Annotated in this window: 21 protein-coding genes; 15 read left to right on the top strand and 6 right to left on the bottom strand. The window is 50.6% G+C overall.

All coding sequences use genetic code 11. From position 1 onward, the window contains the following. Nucleotides 1–7: 7 nt before the first annotated feature. Entirely contained in the window at nucleotides 8–1,348 is a 1,341-nt protein-coding gene (locus AAC622_RS07865) for an NAD(P)H-dependent oxidoreductase (protein ID WP_340261246.1), read from the bottom strand. 226 nt (nucleotides 1,349–1,574) lie between these two features. Here AAC622_RS07865 and AAC622_RS07860 point away from each other — a divergent pair, with 226 nt between their 5' ends. Genes AAC622_RS07860 through AAC622_RS07850 form a run of 3 tightly spaced genes read left to right on the top strand, consistent with a single transcriptional unit; the run spans nucleotide 1,575 to nucleotide 4,226 of the window. After that, complete coding sequence (locus AAC622_RS07860) at nucleotides 1,575–2,393, top strand: transketolase (RefSeq protein WP_317656691.1); 819 nt, start codon at nucleotides 1,575–1,577, stop codon at nucleotides 2,391–2,393. Continuing rightward, the gene (locus AAC622_RS07855) at nucleotides 2,390–3,436 is read left to right on the top strand and encodes a transketolase family protein (RefSeq protein ID WP_340261245.1); all 1,047 of its coding nucleotides are present in this window, start codon (nucleotides 2,390–2,392) and stop codon (nucleotides 3,434–3,436) included. Before AAC622_RS07860 ends, AAC622_RS07855 begins: the two co-directional genes overlap by 4 nt. Before the next feature lie 37 nt (nucleotides 3,437–3,473). After that, on the top strand, nucleotides 3,474–4,226 hold the full coding sequence (locus AAC622_RS07850; protein WP_317656145.1) for an SDR family NAD(P)-dependent oxidoreductase: 753 nt from the start codon (nucleotides 3,474–3,476) through the stop codon (nucleotides 4,224–4,226). A 2-nt stretch (nucleotides 4,227–4,228) separates the two neighbouring features. Here AAC622_RS07850 and AAC622_RS07845 read toward each other — a convergent pair whose 3' ends face one another. The 3 genes from AAC622_RS07845 to AAC622_RS07835 all read right to left on the bottom strand — a co-directional run bounded on the left by AAC622_RS07845 (nucleotide 4,229) and on the right by AAC622_RS07835 (nucleotide 6,827). Beyond that, on the bottom strand, nucleotides 4,229–5,209 hold the full coding sequence (locus AAC622_RS07845) for a LysR substrate-binding domain-containing protein (RefSeq protein WP_317656144.1): 981 nt from the start codon (nucleotides 5,207–5,209) through the stop codon (nucleotides 4,229–4,231). A gap of 69 nt (nucleotides 5,210–5,278) precedes the next feature. Further along, nucleotides 5,279–6,124, bottom strand: coding sequence for a fumarylacetoacetate hydrolase family protein (locus AAC622_RS07840; protein ID WP_340261244.1), 846 nt, complete (start codon nucleotides 6,122–6,124; stop codon nucleotides 5,279–5,281). A gap of 31 nt (nucleotides 6,125–6,155) precedes the next feature. Beyond that, entirely contained in the window at nucleotides 6,156–6,827 is a 672-nt protein-coding gene (locus tag AAC622_RS07835; protein ID WP_340261243.1) for a GntR family transcriptional regulator, read from the bottom strand. Between the two features lie 195 nt (nucleotides 6,828–7,022). Here AAC622_RS07835 and AAC622_RS07830 point away from each other — a divergent pair, with 195 nt between their 5' ends. The 9 genes from AAC622_RS07830 (at nucleotide 7,023) to AAC622_RS07790 (ending at nucleotide 17,506) form a co-directional block, all read left to right on the top strand. Further along, a complete protein-coding gene (locus tag AAC622_RS07830) occupies nucleotides 7,023–8,036 on the top strand; it encodes a TRAP transporter substrate-binding protein (protein WP_340252260.1) in 1,014 nt (337 codons plus the stop codon). Between the two features lie 101 nt (nucleotides 8,037–8,137). Further along, nucleotides 8,138–8,941 carry a TRAP transporter small permease subunit gene (locus AAC622_RS07825; protein WP_340252258.1) on the top strand — a complete coding sequence of 268 codons (804 nt, stop codon included), beginning with the start codon at nucleotides 8,138–8,140 and terminating at the stop codon, nucleotides 8,939–8,941. 2 nt (nucleotides 8,942–8,943) lie between these two features. Continuing rightward, nucleotides 8,944–10,572, top strand: a complete 1,629-nt coding sequence (locus AAC622_RS07820) for a TRAP transporter large permease (protein ID WP_340261242.1) — start codon at nucleotides 8,944–8,946, stop codon at nucleotides 10,570–10,572. Between the two features lie 95 nt (nucleotides 10,573–10,667). Beyond that, on the top strand, nucleotides 10,668–12,158 hold the full coding sequence (locus AAC622_RS07815; RefSeq protein ID WP_340261240.1) for a UxaA family hydrolase: 1,491 nt from the start codon (nucleotides 10,668–10,670) through the stop codon (nucleotides 12,156–12,158). Nucleotides 12,159–12,167: 9 nt separating this feature from the next. Further along, a complete protein-coding gene (locus AAC622_RS07810) occupies nucleotides 12,168–13,232 on the top strand; it encodes a Gfo/Idh/MocA family protein (protein ID WP_340261238.1) in 1,065 nt (354 codons plus the stop codon). Nucleotides 13,233–13,252: 20 nt separating this feature from the next. Beyond that, nucleotides 13,253–14,143, top strand: coding sequence for an NAD(P)-dependent oxidoreductase (locus AAC622_RS07805; RefSeq protein ID WP_340261237.1), 891 nt, complete (start codon nucleotides 13,253–13,255; stop codon nucleotides 14,141–14,143). Then, a complete protein-coding gene (locus AAC622_RS07800) occupies nucleotides 14,140–14,862 on the top strand; it encodes an SDR family oxidoreductase (protein ID WP_340261236.1) in 723 nt (240 codons plus the stop codon). The genes AAC622_RS07805 and AAC622_RS07800 overlap by 4 nt, the downstream gene beginning before the upstream one ends. Nucleotides 14,863–14,871: 9 nt before the next feature. Continuing rightward, entirely contained in the window at nucleotides 14,872–15,774 is a 903-nt protein-coding gene (locus AAC622_RS07795) for a DMT family transporter (RefSeq protein ID WP_340261234.1), read from the top strand. 19 nt (nucleotides 15,775–15,793) lie between these two features. Further along, nucleotides 15,794–17,506, top strand: a complete 1,713-nt coding sequence (locus AAC622_RS07790; protein ID WP_340261232.1) for a dihydroxy-acid dehydratase — start codon at nucleotides 15,794–15,796, stop codon at nucleotides 17,504–17,506. 73 nt (nucleotides 17,507–17,579) lie between these two features. Here AAC622_RS07790 and AAC622_RS07785 read toward each other — a convergent pair whose 3' ends face one another. Beyond that, nucleotides 17,580–18,317, bottom strand: a complete 738-nt coding sequence (locus AAC622_RS07785) for an SDR family oxidoreductase (protein WP_340252240.1) — start codon at nucleotides 18,315–18,317, stop codon at nucleotides 17,580–17,582. 38 nt (nucleotides 18,318–18,355) lie between these two features. Next, the gene (locus AAC622_RS07780) at nucleotides 18,356–20,137 is read right to left on the bottom strand and encodes an IlvD/Edd family dehydratase (protein ID WP_340261231.1); all 1,782 of its coding nucleotides are present in this window, start codon (nucleotides 20,135–20,137) and stop codon (nucleotides 18,356–18,358) included. 132 nt (nucleotides 20,138–20,269) lie between these two features. Between AAC622_RS07780 and AAC622_RS07775 the strand changes: the two genes are divergently transcribed. From AAC622_RS07775 to AAC622_RS07765, 3 genes are all read left to right on the top strand, one after another. Continuing rightward, a complete protein-coding gene (locus AAC622_RS07775; protein ID WP_340261230.1) occupies nucleotides 20,270–20,752 on the top strand; it encodes a hypothetical protein in 483 nt (160 codons plus the stop codon). Nucleotides 20,753–20,844: 92 nt separating this feature from the next. Then, a complete protein-coding gene (locus tag AAC622_RS07770) occupies nucleotides 20,845–21,549 on the top strand; it encodes an RraA family protein (protein ID WP_340261229.1) in 705 nt (234 codons plus the stop codon). 14 nt (nucleotides 21,550–21,563) lie between these two features. Next, nucleotides 21,564–22,328 carry an SDR family NAD(P)-dependent oxidoreductase gene (locus AAC622_RS07765; protein ID WP_340261228.1) on the top strand — a complete coding sequence of 255 codons (765 nt, stop codon included), beginning with the start codon at nucleotides 21,564–21,566 and terminating at the stop codon, nucleotides 22,326–22,328. Nucleotides 22,329–22,335 lie beyond the last annotated feature (7 nt).

The following is a 22,335-nucleotide window of genomic DNA, read 5'->3' as shown; positions in this document are numbered from 1 at the left end:
GCCCTCCCTAGCCATTGGCCATTTCGCGCAAGGCAAGGCGCATCTCAAATATATCGAGATCGTCTTTGATTTCGACATCGTCTAGGGTCACGATCTGGTCGCGGGCGATGTCGCGCTTGAGTTTGATGTGATGTGCAAGCCCGATTGGCAAGGCATTGACCTTGGCCGCGCGCGTTGCGGGGATTGCCTTGGCCCACACTTTGAACCCGCCTTCGCCGTCCAAATAGTCGCCTGCTTTGAAATCCCCTTTGGCGGTTGCGACTGCATCGGCGCGATAAAGCGTTGAACTGCCTGTGGCCTCGCCCCGCAAAACAGCGTTCAACACGGAAACCGATGTTTCAAGGCCGATCAAATGGAACGGCCGCCACATTGACCCATACCACCCGCTGTCATCGGTCAAGAGTCCATATTGCTGGAAGCAAGCGCGCGTATATTCATCGGGCGCCCGAAAGGTGACGAACATTCCGTATTGGATATTGTTCATTACCACCCGCCCATCGGGCTCGCGACTTGCTGCGATATCGACCAAACCTGCGCGGGCCAATTGCCCGCCTTCGGATTGGGGTTTGAATACGCGTGCCAGATCATGCAGGCCCGCAGGGTGGAAGGCCAAGCCATCCTCTGGACAGTCAAGCCCTGTGGCATTGGCGACCGCGGCCATTTCAATCGCGGCCTTCGTGCCATCGGTGAAACTGTTATACATTTTTGGATTGAAATCACCTGCAGCGACTTCTTCATCGCTCCACCCGAAAAAGCCCCAGACCGTGTCGGGGGTCGAATAGCGGTAATGCGGGCAGAAATTCATGCCCTTTCCTGCGGCGACCAATTCAAAGCCGCTCGCCTGCACCCAATCGACAAGTTCGCAAATGGCGGCAGGCTGATCGCCATAGGCCATGGAATAGACCACACCTTTTTCACGGGCGCGCGCGGCCAGATAGGCCCCGCATAGAACATCGGCCTCAACATTAACCATGATCACATGTTTGCCCGCCTCAATGGCGGCAAGCGCATGGCGGATGCCTGCAATCGGATGCCCTGTGGCCTCAATCACGCAGTCGATGCCATCAAATTCCATCAACGCCTCCGCGTCATCGGTAATGCAGGTTTTGCCCGTCTTATACGCGTCAGAGAGGGTCGGGGCGTCATAGGCCTCGGCAGCCCAATTAACGCGCGCGAAGGAGGATTTGGCCTTGCTGATATCAAGATCCGCAACACCCACAATGTGATAGCCCTTGATGTGCTTTGCCTGCGCGAGGATCATTGAGCCAAATTTTCCCGCCCCAATCAAACCAACACGCACAGGCCCCTTGGCGGCGTTATATTCGGCAAGCAGTCGTGACAGGTTCATGATGTTTTTTCCCTATTGGTTGCGGCACAAGCCCTATCTTTGATAACGGGACGGCTGCGACAATAACCATCATTTTTTTTGAGCATTATCTTAAAGCAGGGCTTAAAGATAATTCATTTATCTGGTCTTGTTTTTCGTCCTGTCGCTGCCGCATCTTCGGCGCGGATATCATGGGGAAACCGCAGAGCATGCAGGGAGGGGTGTTGTGAGCCAGAGCGGAGTAAATATGTCGCTGGCACAACGGGCTTGGGCAATTCGGCGCAACGCGCTATTGATGGGCGAGGTGCAGGGGCAAGGCTATATTGGTCAGGCGCTTGGTGTCGCTGATGTTTTGGCCGTGTCCTATTTTCATGCGATGCGCTTGCGCGCCGATGATCCAGAATGGGAAGGGCGCGATAGGTTTTATCTCTCCATAGGTCACTATGCGATCGCACTCTATGCAGCACTGATTGAAGCGGGGATTTTGCCCGAGGATGAAATCGCCACCTATGGCATGGATGATAGCCGCCTGCCGATGTCGGGCATGGCCGCCTATACGCCTGGGATGGAGATCACAGGCGGATCGCTTGGTCATGGGTTGGGCATTGCGGTGGGCGCAGCCTTGGGTCTGAAACGCAAGAACAACCCTGCCTTTGTCTATAATCTGTTGTCAGATGGCGAACTTGGCGAAGGCTCGACTTGGGAGGCCGTGATGTCTGCCACCCAATGGAAATTGGACAACCTGATTGCGATCGTTGATTTCAACAATCAACAGGCCGATGGGCCAAGTCGTGCGGCCTTGGCCCAAGGGGCCGAAGCGCCGAAATGGGAGGCCTTTGGCTGGTTCGCACAAGAGGTGGATGGCAATGATTTAGCAGCGGTGGTTGCGGCCTTTGATGCGGCCAAAACGCATCCCAATCCATGCCCTCGTGTTATTATTTGCAATACCAAAATGTGTCATGGGATCAGCTTTCTTGAGACCCGTGAGAAAACGCATTTTATCCGTGTCGAAGCCGATGAATGGGCCAAGGCCTTGGCTGAGCATGAGGAGAAAAAGCCGCTATGAGCATCCCTCCCCATTCCCGCAGAAAGTCGAAATATACCCCCCGCAGCCGCGCAAGTGGCGCAGATGCAGTGCGCACATCCGCTATGATCGCCTCTCTCGATGCCGAAGGCCGCGAGACGATTGCGGCGCCATTTGGTCATGCATTGGTGGACTTGGCCAAGACCCGTGTGGATATCGTGGGGTTGTCTGCCGATTTGTCGAAATACACCGATCTGCATATTTTTGCGCAGGCCTATCCTGAGCGGTTTTATCAGATGGGTATGGCCGAAGGGCTTTTGATGTCGGCCGCAGCAGGGCTTGCCCGCGAAGGGTTTACGCCCTTTGCAACCACCTACGCGGTTTTTGCCGCGCGGCGCGCCTATGACTTTATCGCTATGGCGATTGCAGAGGAAAACCTGCCCGTCAAAATCGTCTGCGCGCTGCCGGGTTTGACCACAGGCTATGGCCCAAGCCATCAAGCGACCGAAGACATGGCGATCATGCGGGCGATGCCCAATATGGTGGTGATTGACCCTTGCGATGCGGTGGATGTGGCACAGGCCACGCGCGCCATCACAGACTATAACGGCCCTGCATATATGCGGCTTTTGCGCGGACAAGTGGCCAATGTGTTGGGCGCGTATGATTATAGTTTTGAGCTTGGTCGCGCGAAGTTGCTGCGCGAGGGTGCGGATGTTTTGATCATTTCTTCAGGGATCATGACCATGCGCGCTTTGGATGCGGCGCAGGTTCTGGCGCAAGATGGCATTGGCGTTGCGGTGTTGCACAGCCCAACCATCAAACCCTTGGATCAAGACACAATTCTTGCCGAGGCACAAAAAAACGGGCGCCTTGTGGTGGTTGCAGAAAATCATTCCATCACAGGCGGGCTTGGTGATGCGGTCGCCAAGACGCTGATGACGCATGATGTCTTCGTGCCATTGCGCCAAATTGGCTTGCCAGATGAATTTTTGGACGCAGGCGCATTGCCAAGCCTGCATGACCAATACGGGATCACAGTTGAACGGATTGCAGAGCAACTGCGCCGTTGGGTCGACCAATAACCACGCGCCGCGCGGCGCGGTCAAAGGAGAAGCGAGAATGGGTTTACTGGACGGACAGATTGCCATCATCACAGGGGCTGCAAGCCCGCGCGGATTGGGCAAGGCCACGGCAAAGCTTTTCGTGGAGCATGGCGCAAAAGTGGCAATCTTGGATTTGGACGAGGGCCAAGCCGAAGAAGCCGCCGCTGATTTGGGCGCAGGCCATATCGGGCTTGCCTGCGATGTGACGCGCAAAGAGGATTGCGACCGTGCGGTCGCTGTGATCCTCGAGGCCTATGGCCAGATTGATATTTTGGTCAATAATGCGGGCATTACACAGCCATTGAAGATCATGGAAATTCGCCATGAAAACTATGATGCCGTGTTGGATGTGAACCTGCTTGGCACGCTGAATATGAGTCAGGCTGTAATCCCGCATATGCGTGAGCGGCAAAGTGGCAAGCTTGTGAATATGTCATCGGTATCGGCGCAGCGGGGCGGCGGTATTTTTGGCGGGCCGCATTATTCGGCGGCCAAGGCGGGTGTTTTGGGCCTGACCAAGGCAATGGCACGGGAATTGGCGCCTGATGGCATCCGTGCCAATGCGATTTGCCCAGGATTTATCGCCACCGACATTACGGCGGGCAAGCTGACCCCTGAGATGAAGGTGCAGATCCTTGCGGGTATCCCGATGGGGCGCGCGGGCGAAGCCTCGGACGTGGCAGGTTGCGCGTTGTTCTTGGCATCTGATCTTTCGGCCTATGTCACGGGTTCTGAGGTCGATGTGAATGGCGGATCGTTGATCCACTAAACCTAATGCTGCTCTGCCGCCCGCTCGAGGTCGAATTCTATACGGGTTTGACGCAATCCGTGGCGGGCGCAGGCAGCGGTGATTTCAGTTTCGAAATCCTTGGTCTGCGATTTTAACCACGCAAGAAATTCTTGCACAGCGCGCCGCTTGATATAGCGGCTCGGGCAGATCGCCCAATAGGATGTAAAGCGCAAAACGGGAATTTGCGGCAGAACTGGCACAAGTCGCCCCTCGGCGATTTCAGGCATAGCTAAGGACATGCTGTCGAGCACCACCCCCACCCCATCAACGGCCAGTTGCAGCGCCATAGAGGAGCGATCCATCAAAATCGGCATATGCCGTTCGGGCAGGGTGATGGCATTGTGGTTCAGCCAATAGTCCCACTGGCACAAGGCCCGTGGCGTGCCAATGAGACGTGCCGCGGCAAGGGTGGCGGCGGCATCGCCGCTTTGTGGGAGCTCTTTTAGGTAGTCGGGGCTGCACAGGGGAACCACGCAATCGTCAAACACCGCTTCGCTGTGATAGCCCGGCCAATTCCCCGTGCCATAGCGTAGATCCAGTTCCATCATCTCGCGGTCAAAATCGGTGGGGTCGGGGGCCGCATCAATGTGAAGATCCCAATCAGGATGGCGCGCGATGAAATCAGACAGGCGGGGCCCCAACCACCGCACCCCAAAACTGGGGGTTACGCGCATATTCAGCTGATAAGTTTCGCGCCCGCGTTTGAAATGACGGCTTGTGTCGCGCAGCATGCGAAGCGCCACGGAGGCCGATTGAAACAGTTGCTCGCCTTCCAGCGTCAGGCTCAACATACGCCCCTGACGACGGAACAGCTTTACGCCCAGATTTTGTTCAAGAAGTTTGATTTGTTGGCTGACCGCTGAGGGCGATACTGACATCTCTTCGGCGGCGCGGCTGATCGTGCCCCGCCGTGCCACGGTTTCGAAATACAGAAAGCCGTTAAGGTTGGGCGTGCGCGACATGGGGACAAACTCTGGCTGAACATAAAAAACCAAGGCGGGCGAACCCCGCCTTGGGAAACTTAGATGGCCTTAGCTTGCAGCTTCGGCTGTTTGTTTTTGTGCGCCGAGACCCTTCACTTCGATCTCCATCATATCACCTGGCTTGAGGAACCGTTGCGGTTTCATCCCCATACCTACGCCCGAAGGTGTGCCTGTCGCGATGATATCGCCCGGAACCAGTTTCATGAATTGGCTCATGTAAGAGATGATTTTCGCGACACCAAAAATCATATCATCGGTGTTCGAATCCTGCACAACTTCGCCATTCAGCGACAAGGTTAGCCCCAGTTTTTGCGGATCGCCAACCTCATCTGCGGTGACCAGATAGGGGCCTGTAGGGCCAAAGGTTGGAGCAGATTTGCCTTTGATCCACTGACCACCTTTTTCGATTTGGAACTCGCGCTCTGAGACATCGTTAATGGTGCAATAGCCCGCCACGTAAGAGAGCGCATCTGCCTCGCTGACATAAAGCGCCTCGCGGCCGATCACCACTCCAAGCTCGACCTCCCAATCGGCTTTGACCGAATTGCGCGGAATGACCACGGGGTCAAACGGGCCAGACAAGGATGAGGTCGCTTTGGAGAAAATGATGGGCTCCTTTGGGGGCTCTGCGCCTGTCTCGGCGGCGTGTTTGGCGTAGTTTAAGCCAATGCAATAGAAATTAGGCACAGAGGCAAGGCAGGCCCCAATCCGACCAGGATTGGCAACAACGGGTAGAGTTGAGATGTCGATTTTGCGGATTGCGTCCAAAGCCTCAAGTGACACGGCTGCGCCTGCGAAATCGGCGACATGGCTTGACAGGTCGCGCACTTGGCCTTCTGCATCTAGAATAGCTGGCTTTTCCTGACCCTGGGGGCCGTAGCGCAGTAATTTCATCTATTATTCTCCTACTCTTGATTTGATCTTGCTATGTACCCTTCCGGGCATTTTGGTTTGTAATCTGTTGACGAATATCTTCGGCTAATTGCGACAGATGCGCTCCCACTGCGCTGCAAGCGGCCCGTTTGTCTCTCATTTTTAACCCTTCTAGGATAGAGTTATGTTGACTGACGACACGATCTCGGTTGCGACGTTCCCGCGCGGCTAAATAGCGTGCGTGCCATAGCCGTTGCTGAAAGGCTTGATGTGTCTTTGCTAGTGCCGAGTTGTGCGACGCTTTGGCGATAGCTGTATGAAACGACATGTCAATCTCAAACATGTCGAGGGGGTCGAACTGGTAGAAATTCGCATCCATATTTTCAACAATTTGCTGCATGTCCTCGAGATCTTTCTCGGTCGCGTTTTCGCACGCTAGTTCAACGGAAAGATTTTCCAAAGCAATAAGGACTGCAGCCTGCTCTGTTGCGGATGTTATATTCAGCTCTGCAACTACTGGACTCCTGCTTGGCCGAAGCTCAATGAGCCCTTCCTTGGACAGCATACGGATCGCCTCGCGCATCGGCGTACGACTCACACCCATCACGATGGCGGTGTCTCGTTCTTTGATTGGATCGCCAGGTTTGATGTCACCTCTAAGGATGCATCTTCTGAGCTTTAGAGCCGTTTGGTCGGCCAAATTTTGCGATGAAAACTCTGACATAGAAATTTCACAATCGACAACAAACCAATAATCAACGTTTGAAATAATTGAGATGAAAAATTTTGGTATACCAAAAGTGGTTGATTGTCGATAGCGCTTTGGCTACCGTCGATTCTAGATGGTGCGCCATCGAATTTTAAAAGCTGCAGTACAGCAGCAAAATACTCAGCGGCTAAAGCCGCAAAGGGAGGAACGATGAAAATTAAATCGCTTTTAGTAACAGCTGCAGCGGGCGCTATGGTCGCTGGCGCAGCGGCAGCGGACCCGGTTAATCTCCGGATCCAAACTCACCACGCAGCAGAGACGCCGCTTGGTCGTCATATTACACAGTGGGCTGACGACGTAAATGTGATGTCTGGCGGAGACATTACTGTAGAGATGTTCTTCTCTTCATCTGTTGTGGGTTCTGTTGAAACTTGGGACGCTGCGGTTAACGGCATTCTGGATTGCGACGCAACCGGCGCCGCTTACCAAACTGGTAAAAACCCTGCCTTCCAATTCTTGGGCGATATCATGGGTGGTTATGACACTCCATGGCAGCAGTATTCGTGGCTTTACCAAGGCGGTGGATACGACGATGCCCAGGAGCTGTACAATGCATACAACATGCAGCTCATCGGCTGGTCGCTGTTTGGCCAAGAGTCGATGTCTTCTTCCCGTCCAATCGCTGGACCAGCAGATCTTGTAGGTTGGAAGTTCCGCTCGCCTCCTGGAATGGAGACCGAGATTTTTGAGAAGCTCGGCGCATCGCCTATCGTGATGGACTTTACCGACATCTTTACCGCTCTTGAGACGGGTGTGATCGACGGCGCCGACGCTTCTGCGCTTGCTAACAACGTAGCAATGGGTCTTTACGACATCGTAGGGCATGCGTCATTCCCTGGCTTCCACTCAATGCCATCTGACCACCTAGCCTGTAACAAGGACGTTTGGGATGGTTTGACTGAGCAGCAGCAGCGCATCATGGAAGTTGCATGGCAGAAGCTTTCTCTGCAGCTGACCCTTTACATGGACGTTGCAAACGCCGAAGCGGCGGCTCAGTTGACAGCAGATGGTATCGTGCTTCACGACTGGTCGGCAGAAGATCGTGCGATGTTCCGCTCGATGGCTCAAGAAGCTTGGGCTGACTGGGCAACACGTTCGCCTGAGGCAGCTGCGCTGGTAGACAGCCATGTTGAGTACATGACCGTTCTGGGCCTGATCAACTAATGCTCAATGGCCGCAATTAGCGGTTAGCTCGGGGCTGGCGAACTACCAGGTTCGCCAGCCCCTTCCAGCAGGGTTAAACCAACACGTGATTGGGGCAAATTATGCAGACTAATAGTCTTTGGTTGGGGAAGATGCGCCAACCAGTAAAAATGCTAGCGATTGCATCTGGCTGTATTACGGGCGTCATCTACTTGTATCTCTTGTCCACCCATTTGTGGGCAGAGGAAGGTATGGGCCTGTATGAGATGATCCGGCCTGAAGGGCGGCCAATTGTACCGGTTACTTGGGTATCAGTTGCCTTTACTTTAATCATGACCTCGCTTTATTTTTCTGACACCAAAGGTGCGATTGAGCCCGTGCCCGACGGCTTTTTTGACAAACTAACTTTGGTGACGTCCAGGCTTACCATGATCGCGATTGCTGTAATTGTGATGGTAATGTTCTACGAGGTGGTTGCGCGGTATGTATTTTCAGCGCCAACTTTGTGGGCCAACGAGATGTCGCTTTGGATTGCTGCTTTCGTGTTCTTGTTCGCTGGTCAGTACGCCATGCAGCAGCGAAGCCATATTCGGATCTACGTTATCTACGATATGATGCCACGCTGGGCGCAAAAAACTGCTGACGTTATTTCTGTTGTTTTAATCGTTTTCTTTGCCTTTGCGCTTGTCTGGGGGGGCTACAACGATGCGGCAGCACGTTGGGCCCGTATGGAGGTTTTCGGAACGTTTTGGGATCCACCCATCCCAGGCACATTGAAGGCTTCACTTCTGGCCATCATCAGCTTGGTCGCTGTCCAAGCTGTGTCCAACCTCTTCTCAGATTGGAACAAGGCTCCTGAGCACCTTGCCCACGATGACATTGATGAAACGGAAATCGAAAATATTCGTAAGACTTTGGAGCAGTAAACATGGAATTTTTGGAATTATTTTCGTGGATCAAGACTAATGACATCGGCACAATTAGTCTTGTTCTGCTCCTTTCAATGTTTGCTTTGTTGGCGATTGGTATGCCGCTTGGGTTTGCATCGGCTGCGTTGGCAGTTCTTGTTCTGGGTATGAAGTTTGGTCCGGAATTCATCTTCAGAGATTTTGGCTCTGGCCCATTGGCCGTTCTCAGTCAGGCAATTTATCGCCAGATGACAAACTACGTTCTGATTTCGGTTCCTCTCTTTATCTTCATGGCGGCACTACTAGAGCGCTGTGGTATCGCCCGAGACATGTACAGTTCTCTGAACGTTTGGTTGAGCCGAACTCGGGGTGGTATTGCAGTAGTTACCGCGATTATGGCGGTCATTATGGCTGCCATGTCCGGCATTATTGGTGGTGAGGTTGTACTTCTGGGCCTCATCGCTTTGCCTCAAATGCTGCGTCTTGGATATAATCAAAATCTGGCAATCGGAACCATCTGTGCGTCTGGCTCGTTGGGTACAATGATCCCGCCATCTATCGTTTTGATCTTCTATGGCTTGGTGACTGAAACTTCGATCAAGGCTTTGTTCACAGCATCCTTCCTACCTGGCTTCATGTTGGCGACGTTTTTCATTCTTTATATCTTGATCCGCACCAACCTAAACCCGTCACTTGCTCCTCTACCGGAGCCTGATCCTTCGATGCCTAGTGGGTCCGAAAAGGGTATGTTGTTCCTTGGCTTTATCGCTAAGTTCGCCATGTGGGTGACGGGTGTCCTGTTCATCCGAGCGGTGTTTTTCACGCTCACTGGTGATAATAAAATCGTAGAAGGTATTGATCCAATTCCGTTGGGGATGGTTGCTGATATTCCCTACATTGTTGGAGCCTTTGCTCTGGCTACAGCGACCGTCTTTTTGTTGGTTGGAAAAGAACGCACCGAACGTGGTTGGGAGATGGGCAAAGGCTTGATTGCCCCTACGATCGTGATTGGTGTTGTTCTGGGTTCCATCTATATGGGTATTACTGGGATCACAGAGGCTGCTGGGATGGGCGTGATAGCAGTGTTTGTGCTTGGGTTAGTCCGTCGCGAAATGACCTTCGAGATTGTCTGGGACAGCCTTATGAGGACTTTGAAGTCTACCGGTACAATTATTTGGGTCACTATCGGTGCCGCAGCTTTGGCAGCATCATACACGCTAGCTGGGGGACCAACTTACGTGGCTAACTTGATCGTTGCCTCGGAGTTGCCGACAATGGGCGTTATCTTGATGATGATGCTCATCTTCCTCATCATGGGCATGTTTATGGACTGGATTGGCATTGTGCTTTTGGTCATGCCAGTGTTTTTGCCCATTGTGACAAGGCTTCCGATTGAGGAGATAGGACTAATAGGCCAGCTCGAGCCTCGCTATGTCGCAATTTGGTTTGGTGTGGTGTTCTGTATGAACATGCAGGTAAGCTTCCTGTCGCCACCATTCGGACCAGCGGCGTTTTACCTAAAATCGGTTGCGCCGCCGCATATCACATTGACGGCCATTTTTAGAGGTTTCCTGCCCTTTATTCTTCTGCAGCTTTGCGCTTTGGGTGTATTGCTTATTTGGCCTAACATGGTGACGTTATTCCTTTAGGATAGGTCAATAACTGATCAAAATTGGAGCGCGCGTAATTGTGAAATAAATTGCGCGCGTTCTTTTATGGACGTTAAGTTTAGTGGTGTGTGCATATGAAGACAGTAAGACTTTCCCAATCTGATAATGTTGTTACTGCCCTAGAAACTCTTAAAATTGGCGATGAAGGTGCGGTGCAGGAAATTCCTCGAGGTCACAAAGTTGCTTCAGAGGATATTCCGGCGGGTTCAGCAATTATCAAATATTCGCAAACCATTGGTTACGCTGGTTGCAACATACCGAAGGGTTCGCATGTCCACACGCACAACTTGGAATTCCGTAACGTAGATACCGAGTATGAATATTCGACTAATCTGCGTCCTGTCCTTGCTGCAGATCAGACAGATTATTTTATGGGGTATCGACGTGCCACGGGTCGCGTTGGTACCCGTAATTATATTGCAGTCTTAACCAGCGTTAACTGCTCTGCAACTGCGGCTCGCTTAATCGCCGAACATTTTACCTCTGAACGTCTCGCAGCGTATCCGAATGTAGACGGGGTGGTTGCATTCGTCCATGGAACTGGCTGTGCAATGGGTGGAGACGGCACTGGCTTTGAGCTGCTGCAGCGAACTCTTTGGGGATATGCACGAAACCCAAATGTTGGTGGAGTTCTTATGGCCGGTTTAGGCTGTGAGATGATGCAAATTGATTGGCTGATCGAAGCCTATGGTTTGAAGCCTGGCCCATTGTTTCAGACAATGAATATTCAAGATATCGGTGGACTTCGCCGGACAGTCGAATGGGGTATCGAAAAAATTAACGCCATGCTGCCTTTGGTAAATGAAGCCCAGCGTGAGAAATGTCCCGCATCTGAGTTAATGGTTGCCCTTCAATGCGGCGGATCAGATGCATGGTCTGGAATTACCGCTAACCCAGCAGTTGGATATGCATGTGATCTATTAGTTGCGCAGGGAGGCACGGGAGTTTTGGCCGAAACTCCTGAAATTTATGGGGCCGAACACCTTTTGACGGCCCGTGCGGTAGATCGCAAAGTTGGCGATAAGCTGATTGAATTAATTAAATGGTGGGAAACTTATACATCGCGCAATGGGGGGTCGATGGATAACAATCCTTCTCCCGGAAATAAGAAGGGCGGTTTGACCACAATTTTGGAAAAATCCTTGGGCGCAGCGGCCAAGGGCGGGACCACTCCGCTTACCGGTGTTTATAAATACGCTGAGCCGGTCACAGCCAAGGGGTTCACTTTCATGGATAGCCCCGGATATGACCCGGCAAGTGTTACGGGACAAATTGCAAGTGGTTGTAACCTAGTTGTCTTCACGACAGGGCGCGGTTCGGCTTTTGGCTCTAAGCCTTCACCGACTTTAAAGGTAGCAACAAACACTGAGATGTATAACCGACTTATTGAAGACATGGATGTGAATGCCGGTCGTATTCTCACCGATGGCGCATCTGTCGAGCAAGTAGGACGTGAAATCTATGATGCTTGGTTACGTATGGCGTCTGGTGAGAAATCAAAATCTGAGACGCAGGGGTTGGGTGATTTTGAATTTGTACCATGGCAAGTTGGCGCGGTGATGTAAGGTAGGATTATGAAAAAACCTCTCCCAATTTGTGTTATCGGAGCAGGATTAATTGGAGCGCGCCATGTAGAAGTGGCGCAAAAGTCTGATTTTGTTGATCTTGTTGCTGTTGTAGAGGCGGATGAAGCCCGGCGGATTAAACTTACAGAAAGCGGCCTGTCTGCTGTGGCTACCTTGGATGACTTGCCCAAAAATGTTAGGGCTGCTGTCATTGCGACACCGACTCCAGCTCACTACGAGAACTCTATGTCGGCTTTGGATAAAGGGCTCGGAGTGCTTCTTGAAAAGCCCGTGGCGGCAACACTCGGTGAGGCTCTTGCAGTTGTTGATGCTTTCGAAAAAGCTGGCATCCCGCTGGTTGTTGGGCATCATCGGCGCTGCCATCCTTTCACGGTTTCGGCGCGTGAAGAGCTTTCAAGTCTCGGTGATTTGGTTGGTGTTCAAGGTTTTTGGTCGCTACGCAAAAATGACAGCTATTTCGACCCACTTTGGCGCCGTAAGCCAGGTGCGGGTCCTCTTATGATAAATTTGATCCACGAAATCGATTTACTAAACTTTTTAATTGGTGAAATCAGTGAGGTAACAGCACTGACTTCATCTGCTCGCCGCAAGTTAGAAATCGAAGACACCGCTTCATTGGCGTTGAGATTTGAAAATGGAGCTTTAGGATCTTTTTTAATCTCTGATGCTGGGGCTTCGCCTTGGAGTTTTGAGGCGGGAACGTTCGAAAATCCAAATATTGCAGGGACAGGTCAGGACTATATTAAGATCTCTGGTACAAGAGCTTCGATGGAGTTTCCGTCACGAAAGATTTGGAGGGCCAATTACTCCGGTGAAGTTGAATGGGGACGGGGTCTGTCTCAATTTGAAGCGCCTGCTTATAATTCTATTGATCCGATCCTTGCTCAGATGGAGCGGTTCGCTGCGGTTATAGATGGTGCACATGATGATGTCCTGTGCACTGGATCCCAAGGTATTCTGGCGATGGAAATGACGCTTGCTGCTGCCTTGTCGGCAAAGCTCGGAAAGCCTGTATCTCGTGGCGAGGTTCCCCAAGATTTCCGTGGTATTTGAAAAGATAAAAGGTAGAGCATATGGCTGAACACATTGGATTTATTGGACTGGGTCTTATGGGGCGAGCGATGGCTTCCCGCCTCTTGGCAGCGGGTCATCCTGTAACGGTTTTGGGGCACAAAGATCGTAGTGGGATCGAGGAAGTCGCTGCAAAAGGCGCGGTTGAAGCGCTAGACGCTGCAAGTCTAACAGCGTCGGTCGATATTGTGATGCTTTGCATGGGTACATCGGCACAGGTGGAAGCGCGAATTTTTGGCGAGGCCGGTGTGCTTGCGGGCGCAAAGCCAAATCAAATTGTGATTGATTTTGGCACCTCGCTGCCGGCGTCCACGCTAAAGATCGGAGTGGCGTTGGCTGAGAAAGGCGCGATTTATCTTGATGCACCTTTAGGGCGCACCCCTGCCCACGCCTATGATGGCAAATTAAATATTATGTGTGCCGGCGATGAAGATGCTTACACACGCGTGAAGCCGGTTCTGGACGTCTTGGGTGAAAATGTTTTCCATTTAGGCAAGCTTGGGAATGGTCACACAATTAAGTTGATCAACAATTACTTTGCCATGACTACGGCGATTTCTATGGCAGAGGCTTTTGCTCTCGCCGATGAGGCGAAAATCGCGCGTCAATCTCTTTATGAGGTGATGGCGGCAGGACCAAACCATTCAGGTATGATGCAATTTGTTCGAAATTACGCCACCGAAGGGCAGATCGATCTGGCGTTCTCAGCACAAAATGCGGCTAAAGATGTCGGCTATTATCGACAAATGGCCCAAGATTTGGGCCTTAATAGCCGTATGTCAGGCGCAGCTAACGCCACGCTTGCCGAAATTGTTGAAAGTGGCGCAGGGGGTTTAATGGTCCCACAGATTGTGGACTGGATGGTTGAAAATTTGGGAAGGAAATCATCATGAGATTACAAGGTAAGCGCGTATTTGTAACTGCTGCTGGGCAGGGGATTGGGCGGGCCAGTGCTATTGCGCTTTCGCGTGAAGGCGCACACGTTATTGCCACGGATTTACATGATAAATTTCTGTCTGACTTGAATGTCGCGGAAGCCTTTGCCCTTGATGTTCTTGATAAGGCTGCTCTGGTTGCTGCAGTGACTAAAGCACAGCCAGACGTTTTGGTGAATTGCTCTGGGATTGTGCATTCTGGTACGATTGAGCAAGCAACCGATGAAGATTTTGACTTGGCGATGAACCTGAACGTGCGGGCCCATTTTCACGCAATCCAAGCCGCTGTTCCTGGGATGTTGGAGCGTGGTCAGGGAGCCATTGTGAACATTGCATCAGTATGTTCATCTCTCCGCGGTCTTCCCAACCGCTTTATTTATGGGACATCTAAAGGCGCAACTATTGCCCTAACCAAACAGGTTGCCGCCGATTATATTACGCGCGGTATTCGCGCGAATTGTATTGCACCTGGCACCGTAGATACACCAAGTTTACAGGGCCGTTTGCATGCAACAGGTGATTACGATCAGGCGATGAAAGATTTTGTTGCGCGACAGCCAATGGGAAGACTTGGTACCGCGGATGAAATCGCAGAGCTTGTGGTGTATCTTTCCTCCGACGAAACGAAGTACATGACCGGTCAATGTGTTGCCATTGACGGTGGCATGACGATGTAATTCATAAACATGAACGTCCCGGAGCCCAGAGAGCATCGAGTTTTGGCTGGCGTGCTTGCCATGACCCTAGCGGTGATATTTTTCACTGGCATTGATACGTCTGCAAAATGGTTGAGTATAGTTGGCATTCCTATTTTGCAGATTGTCTTTATTCGGTACGCAGGACACTTTCTGATTTCACTAGTAATTTATGTGCCGCGTGAAGGATTTGAGGTGTTTCATTCCAACGCGCCAAAGCGTCAAATATTGCGCTCTTGTGCTCTTTTCATGGGTACTGTTTTGAACTTTCAAGCTCTAAAATTTCTTCCCATTACCGTGACTACTACGATTTCTTTTGCTGGACCCATTGTAATAACCTTAATGGCTATCCCAATTCTTGGTGAAAAAGTGGGTTTGCGTCGTATTATTGCAGTGTGCGTTGGTTTTCTCGGGGTTCTTCTGGTGATTCAGCCTTGGGGGCAATCGTTTCATCCAGCAATGCTTCTAAGCTTATGCACGTTATTGATGGCTTCGACATATTTCATCATGACCCGGCTGTTAGCCGGTGTAGAGACCAATGCAACACAACAGGTATGGTCCAGCGGAATTGCTACAATAGTGCTAGCGCCATTTGCTTTAAATGTTTGGGTATGGCCAAATAACGGCGTTGACTGGGCCGTCCTAGGCATAATTGGTTTCTGCGGTGCTATGGGCCATATTGCGGTTACCACTGCCCATCGTTGGGCTGACGCATCAATTCTAGCTCCGCTTATCTACACACAGGTTTTTTGGGCTGCGTTGGTAGGTGTGGTAATTTTCAACACATATCCAACGGTTTGGACTTTAGCCGGGGCTGCAGTTATCATCGCTTCTGGTCTCTATATTTGGCGAAGAGAACGTGACAAAAAAGTGCAGGCCAATCGCGTTGGATAAGTCTTCTTTTGGGGTGATTATGTCAAAAGAGAAAAAAGTCGGCTTCAGTAAGGGACTTACCAATTACGGTGACCAAGATTTCTCATTGTATTTGAGGAACTCATTTGCGGCTTCAATGGGATACTCAAAAGAGGTTTTGAAAAAGCCTATTGTTGGAATAGCCAATAGTTATTCTGGATTTAACAATTGCCATCGGCATTTCCCTGAATTGCTTGAGGCGGTTAAGCGGGGCGTTCTTCTAGGAGGGGGACTGCCCATTGAGTTTCCGACCATATCGCTTGGCGAGGTTTTTCTTAATCCAACTAGTCTCAAATTTAGAAATTTGATGTCGATGGACGTCGAGGAAATGATAAGAGCTCAGCCAATGGATGCCGTTGTGTTGATGGGGGGCTGCGACAAAACTGTGCCGGCTCAATTAATGGGTGCGGCTTCAGCAAATTTACCGGCAGTTCAGCTGGTTGGTGGTCCAATGATGACTTCCCGCTATGGTGAAGAAAGGCTAGGAGCTTGCACCGATTGTCGCAGGTTTTGGGCTAAGTTCAGGTCTGGTGATGTCTCAAAAGACCAAATCGATGATATTGAAGGTCGGCTAGCCACTACTGCAGGCAGTTGTGCAGTTATGGGCACTGCCTCAACAATGGCTTGTGTTGCTGAAACTCTAGGAATGACCATTCCTGGTACGGCCGCTATACCCGCGGTGCATGCGGATCGCCTTAGAGCGGCTGAAGCGTCTGGTTTGGCCGCGGCGCGGATGGTTGAAAAACCCATACTTCCTAGTGAAATCATAACTGAAAAATCCGTTGAAAACGCAATCAGGGTTTTGCTCGCGCTAAGCGGCTCAACTAATGCCATAGTGCACCTAACTGCCGTTGCTGGTCGGCTAGGGATAAACGTTTCTTTAGAGCGATTGAACGAGCTATCGGATACGACACCAGTCCTCGTTAATCTAAAGCCTATGGGCTCACATTACATGGAAGATTTTTTCTTCGCGGGTGGGATGGGAGCTGTACTTCGCGAATTACGTCCCCTGCTACACTTGGATACAATTAGTGTGACCGGTGAAACGCTTGGCGATCGATTGGAGACAGATGACGGCTACATAGATACGAGGGTTATAGCACGTGCACAGGAGCCGTTAGAGCCAGAAGGAGGGTTGATTGCTCTTTTTGGAAATTTGGCTCCAAATGGTGCAATATTTAAGCGGGCTGCGGCCGACAAAAATCTCTTTGAAGCAGAGGGCCGTGCCGTTGTTTTTTCCTCTCTCGAAGATTTAGCTGCAAGAGTTGATGATCCAGATTTAGATATTTCTAGCGATGACTTTATGGTTCTACAAAATGCAGGGCCAAAAAGTGACTCTGGGATGCCTGAAGCGGGGTATTTACCTATTCCTAAAAAGCTCAGCAAATTGGGTGTGAAAGATATGGTGCGGATATCTGATGCCCGAATGTCTGGAACTGCTTTCGGTACTATTGTGCTTCATGTGTCTCCTGAAGCAGCCATAGGAGGTCCGCTATCACTCGTGCGAAATGGAGATCGCATTCGCATTTCTGTTTCTAACAAGCGTATTGATTTGTTGGTCGATGAAAAGGAATTAGATAAGCGTCGGTCAGAATGGGTATCTGATCTCGAAGAGCCTGAGAATTTGCGTGGATATAATAAGCTCTATGCTACCGAAGTCACACAGGCAGAACAGGGTTGTGATTTCCAATTTCTTAAGCCGGTAAAACGATAGCGGAAAAAGAGTGACTTCGCGCTTACAGCGTTAGGTGGCGAGTGGAAGGGCGGTTCTCCCTTCCACTAATAATTTAGCCACGTCCAATATATGGCATATTCGTAGCCATGACTGTCATAAACTGGACATTGGCCTCCAAAGGAAGATTTGCCATATGAAGCACGGATGTTGCGACATTAGACACATCCATGACCGGCTCTACTTCGATACTTCCATCAGCTTGCGGTACACCTTTTGTCATTTTTCTGGCCATGTCGGTAAGTGCGTTGCCGATGTCAACTTGCCCGCAAGCAATGTTAAATGGACGTCCGTCAAGGCTGATTGAGCGAGTAAGACCGGTAATCGCGTGTTTTGAAGCTGTATACGGCGCAGAGCCCCAACGTGGTACATAGGCAGAGACAGATCCATTGTTGATAATGCGGCCGCCTTGTGGCGATTGATGTCGCATGATCCTAAAAGCGGCGCGGGCCACAATGAAGCTGCCTGTAACGTTGATATCAATAAGATTACGCCAGTCGTCCACTGAAAGTTCGTCGATTGGCGCGCCTCCGAGGCTCACGCCGGCATTGTTGAATACGGCGTCCAATCGCCCCCATGCCTCGTAGGCAGTGTTAAACGCACTTTCCACTTGGGTTTCGTCAGTGACATCACATGGTAAAATAAGTGTATTTTTATTTTTTGCCGCGGTTTCTTCCAAAGCGGCGGATCTGCGGCCGATTAAGCCGACTTGCCATCCATTGGCGAGGAAATGTTGCGCTGTGGCGCGTCCGACACCGCCGCCGCCGCCTGTAATGATAATAGTTTTGGACATATTAGGCCTCCTTGTTCGATTGATCTTATGCGGTGGCTTCAGTGATTGTCCCTGGGTAGATCACGCCCAATCTTCTGATACGCAGTCGCTAATTCTAAGCAACCTCCATCGGCTAGCTGGCCCACATGAGTACGATAAATTTCCTGCCATGGGGTTTGATGATGTAATTCAGGAGGGATCCAAGCATCAATTCTGGCTTGCCACTCGGCATCATCAACTAATGCGTGCAATGTTGAACTGTTGAAATCCAATCTTACCCGGTCGCCTGTCTTTAGATAGGCAAGGCCACCTCCAACTACGCTTTCTGGCGAAGCGTTCAGGATTGATGGGCTCTCAGATGTACCTGATTGACGCCCATCTCCCACGGTCGGCAAGTGGCTGATACCTTGACGAATGATGTGATCAGGTGGCTGCATGTTCACAACTTCCGCTGAGCCAGGATAGCCAACGGCGCCAACGCCACGTATAAACATGATGGTGTGCTCATCGATGCCCAAAGAGGCTTCATTAACTCGTTCGTGATAATCTTCAGGGCCCTCAAAAACCACTGCCTTAGCCTCAAATACGCCCTCACTCCCGGGTTCTGAGAGGAAGCGCTTGCGAAAGTCTTCCGAAATCACAGAGGTTTTCATTAAAGCTGAGTCAAACAGGTTACCTGAGAGCACCTTAAAGCCTGCATTTTTACGCAGCGGTTTTTCATAAGTCGTAATTACGCTGTGGTCACGAGAGACCTGACCTTCCAGGTTTTGGCCCATACTTTTACCTGTCGCAGTAATTACATCTTCATGTATGCGGCCTGCCTTTTGTAGTTCTCCCATAACAGCAGGAACACCGCCGGCTCTGAAAAAGCTTTCCCCCAAATACTCGCCTGCTGGCTGCATATTAAGCATTAGTGGTACGTCATAGCCGATCTTTTCCCAGTCCCGTACGTTAAGTTCTACACCTATGTGACGGGCAACCGCCTGCAAATGAGGTGGAGCATTTGTCGAACCACCAATCGCCGCATTAACGACGATAGCATTTTCAAAAGCTTTGCGCGTCATGATGTCGGAAGGTTTTAGATCCTCATGAACCATTTGTACAATTCGCTTGCCTGTTTCGTAAGCCATTGTCATCCGCTCACGAAATGGTGCAGGAATAGCCGAGTTTCCAGTCAGAGACATTCCCAAGGCTTCAGCCATGGCGTTCATAGTCGAAGCTGTCCCCATGGTATTGCAATGCCCGAGTGAAGGCGCTGACGAGCATACCCGCGACATGAACTCTTCGTAGTCTATCTCACCAGCAGCAAGCAGGCGACGGCTTTCCCATACGATCATGCCGGAACCCGCTCGCTTTCCATTCCACCAACCGTCAAGCATTGGTCCGCCATTAAGCGCGATTGCTGGCAAATCGACAGTGGCTGCTCCCATCAACATTGCTGGGGTTGTTTTGTCACATCCTGTGGTTAACACCACTCCGTCGATAGGATAACCATGCAAAACCTCTACCAACGAAAGATATTGCAGGTTGCGATCAAGCGCTGCAGTTGGCCTCTTGCCTGTTTCCTGAATTGGATGGACGGGAAATTCCATTGGAACCCCGCCTGCCTCACGAATGCCTTGTTTGATCCGTTCCATCAGGAAAACATGTATCTTATTACATGGTGCCAGATCAGATCCCGTTTGAGCGATGCCAATGATTGGACGCTCACTTTGTAATTCTTCGCGTGAAAACGTCGAGTTCTGATAACGCTCAACATAGAGAGCAGTCATCCCCGGGTTGTTGGGGTTATCAAACCACTCTTGTGAGCGGAAACGTTTGTTGGCGCGAGTGTCAGACATTGTAATCTCCTGATCGAGCGGCTTCGCTGGGGTTAGCAGCTCTAATAAAGTCAAACGTCAAAGTGTTCTTGTTATACAAAATGCAAATGGTATACCAAATGCAAGAGTAAAGCGTTTGAACTGAGAAACATTATGAAAACGAAATTTTGGTCATTCCTCACAGTGGCCTGCATGCTAGTTTTTTCGGGCCCTGCATTAGCGCAAGATGCACGACTAACACTCAACACGTGCTTGTCTGATGGTACTCAGGACGAAGAGGGAGTACTGTCGTGCATCAATGAAGCGCTATATCCGTGTCTCACTCAGTCTGAAGATATGAGTTCGGTCGCGACCTTATGTTTTATCGAAGCCCGTGGTCAGTTTGATGAGGGCATCAGTTCTGCGATGTCAAATATCCGCGGCAGAGTTGACGAGCAGTTAATTGCTCTTATGACGATTGGGCTTAAATACGATATGCTCAGCGGTTTGTTGCAGTGCGATCGTTTGGAAGAGCTAGCGCTCGCTTTATCCGAACTATCAGGAGAAATAATTCAAAGGCAAAAAGCACAGTGCCTCGCAACGACCTCTGGTCTTGCATTGGCCAGGGTCACATCACGCGCAGCAGGCCTTGATTGATGGTGTAAAAGCCACTCAATTCGCTTGCCTGGATATTGATTAGTTAGAATGAAAAAAGTTTGATTGGCTGTTTTATAACAGGAGAAAATAACGTGATTTTTGAACCACCAATTTTGACTATTTGTGAGAACTTCAAGCGCCCATCCTCAGCACAAATTGCTGCTTTTAAGAATATACCTACCGGCTATGTCTGTGACGCCATGGAGGGGCAGGGTGCGATGGACAGTAGTATTAAGCCCCTTTTTGCAGCTACTCGAGATAAAGATCTTTACACCACCGTGGGGGTGGCACTTGTCGCTGAAAATGGCCCAGCAGAAATTCTTGCTACAATGGGTGCGCTGCATGTTTTGCAAAAGGGAGATATAGTCATTGCTGCAATGCAAGGCGGTAAAAACTGCTCGGCTTCCGGGGATCGCTTCTGTGGCATGCTAAAGAACAAGGGTGCGGCGGGGTTCGTTACAGATGGCGAAATGCGTGATTATGAGGGGATTTTGGAAACCCGTTTGCCAGTTTTTTGTACGGGTCTTAGCCCTAATTCGCCCTATTCCAATGGGCCTGCTCGTGTTGGTTTCGGCGCCATAGTTGGCGGACGAAATGTGCAAAGTGGTGATATTATCGTGGCTGACATAAACGGCGTGGTAGTAGTACCTTTTGCTCGAATTGATGAAGTTATTGCTACAATAAATGAAATCAGCGCAGCTGAAGATGCATTGGATGAAAAAGTCCGCAGTGGATTTTGCGAAATGCCCATTATCTCCGAGATGATTAATGATGGGCGTGCAGTAATAGTCGATTAATTAGGGAGTAAGTTATGTCAGACACTGAAAGCAGGATTAACTTAGAGGGCCTTTGTGCGGTGGTGACGGGTGGCGCGCAAGGCATAGGTTATGCTGTAGCATCACGAATATTGCGATCCGGGGCTAGTGTTATGCTTTGGGATATGAATTCGGCACTAAATGATAAAGCGGTCAAAAGCTTGTCTGCGATTGGGCGGGTTCAGGCTCTTGATTGTAATGTAAGCGATTACAGTTCTGTTGAGGCAGCGGTTAATGCAACTGAGACCGCGTTTGGACGCATCGATATCCTTGTGAATAGTGCGGGTGTTGCAGGCGATAACGCGACGGTGGCGGAGTATTCCAATGACGAATTTCGGCGGGTTATAGACATCAATTTGATGGGCACGTATTACACGAACAAAGCTGTGATTTCTGGAATGATGGAACGCAATTTTGGTCGGATCGTAAACATTGCGTCTATCGCTGGTAAAGAAGGCAACCCCAATGCAAGCGCTTATAGCGCTTCGAAGGCTGGTGTCATTGGCTTTACTAAGTCACTAGGAAAGGAATGCGCGAACCACGACATTGCAGTTAATTGTGTAACACCTGCCGCAGCACGCACAGCGATTTTCGATCAGATTACGCAGCAGCACATAGATTATATGCTTTCAAAGATCCCACGTAATCGTTTTCTAGAAGTTGATGAGGCAGCGGCAATGATCGCTTGGCTTGTGAGCCGCGAGAATTCCTTTACCACTGCATCAGTTTTTGACCTGTCAGGTGGGCGCGCGACTTATTGAAGGTCCG

Origin of the sequence: Roseobacter sp. HKCCA0882 (assembly GCF_037805225.1) — a bacterium.
Taxonomy (GTDB): domain Bacteria; phylum Pseudomonadota; class Alphaproteobacteria; order Rhodobacterales; family Rhodobacteraceae; genus M30B80.
This window is presented reverse-complemented; position numbering and strand designations above follow the sequence as displayed.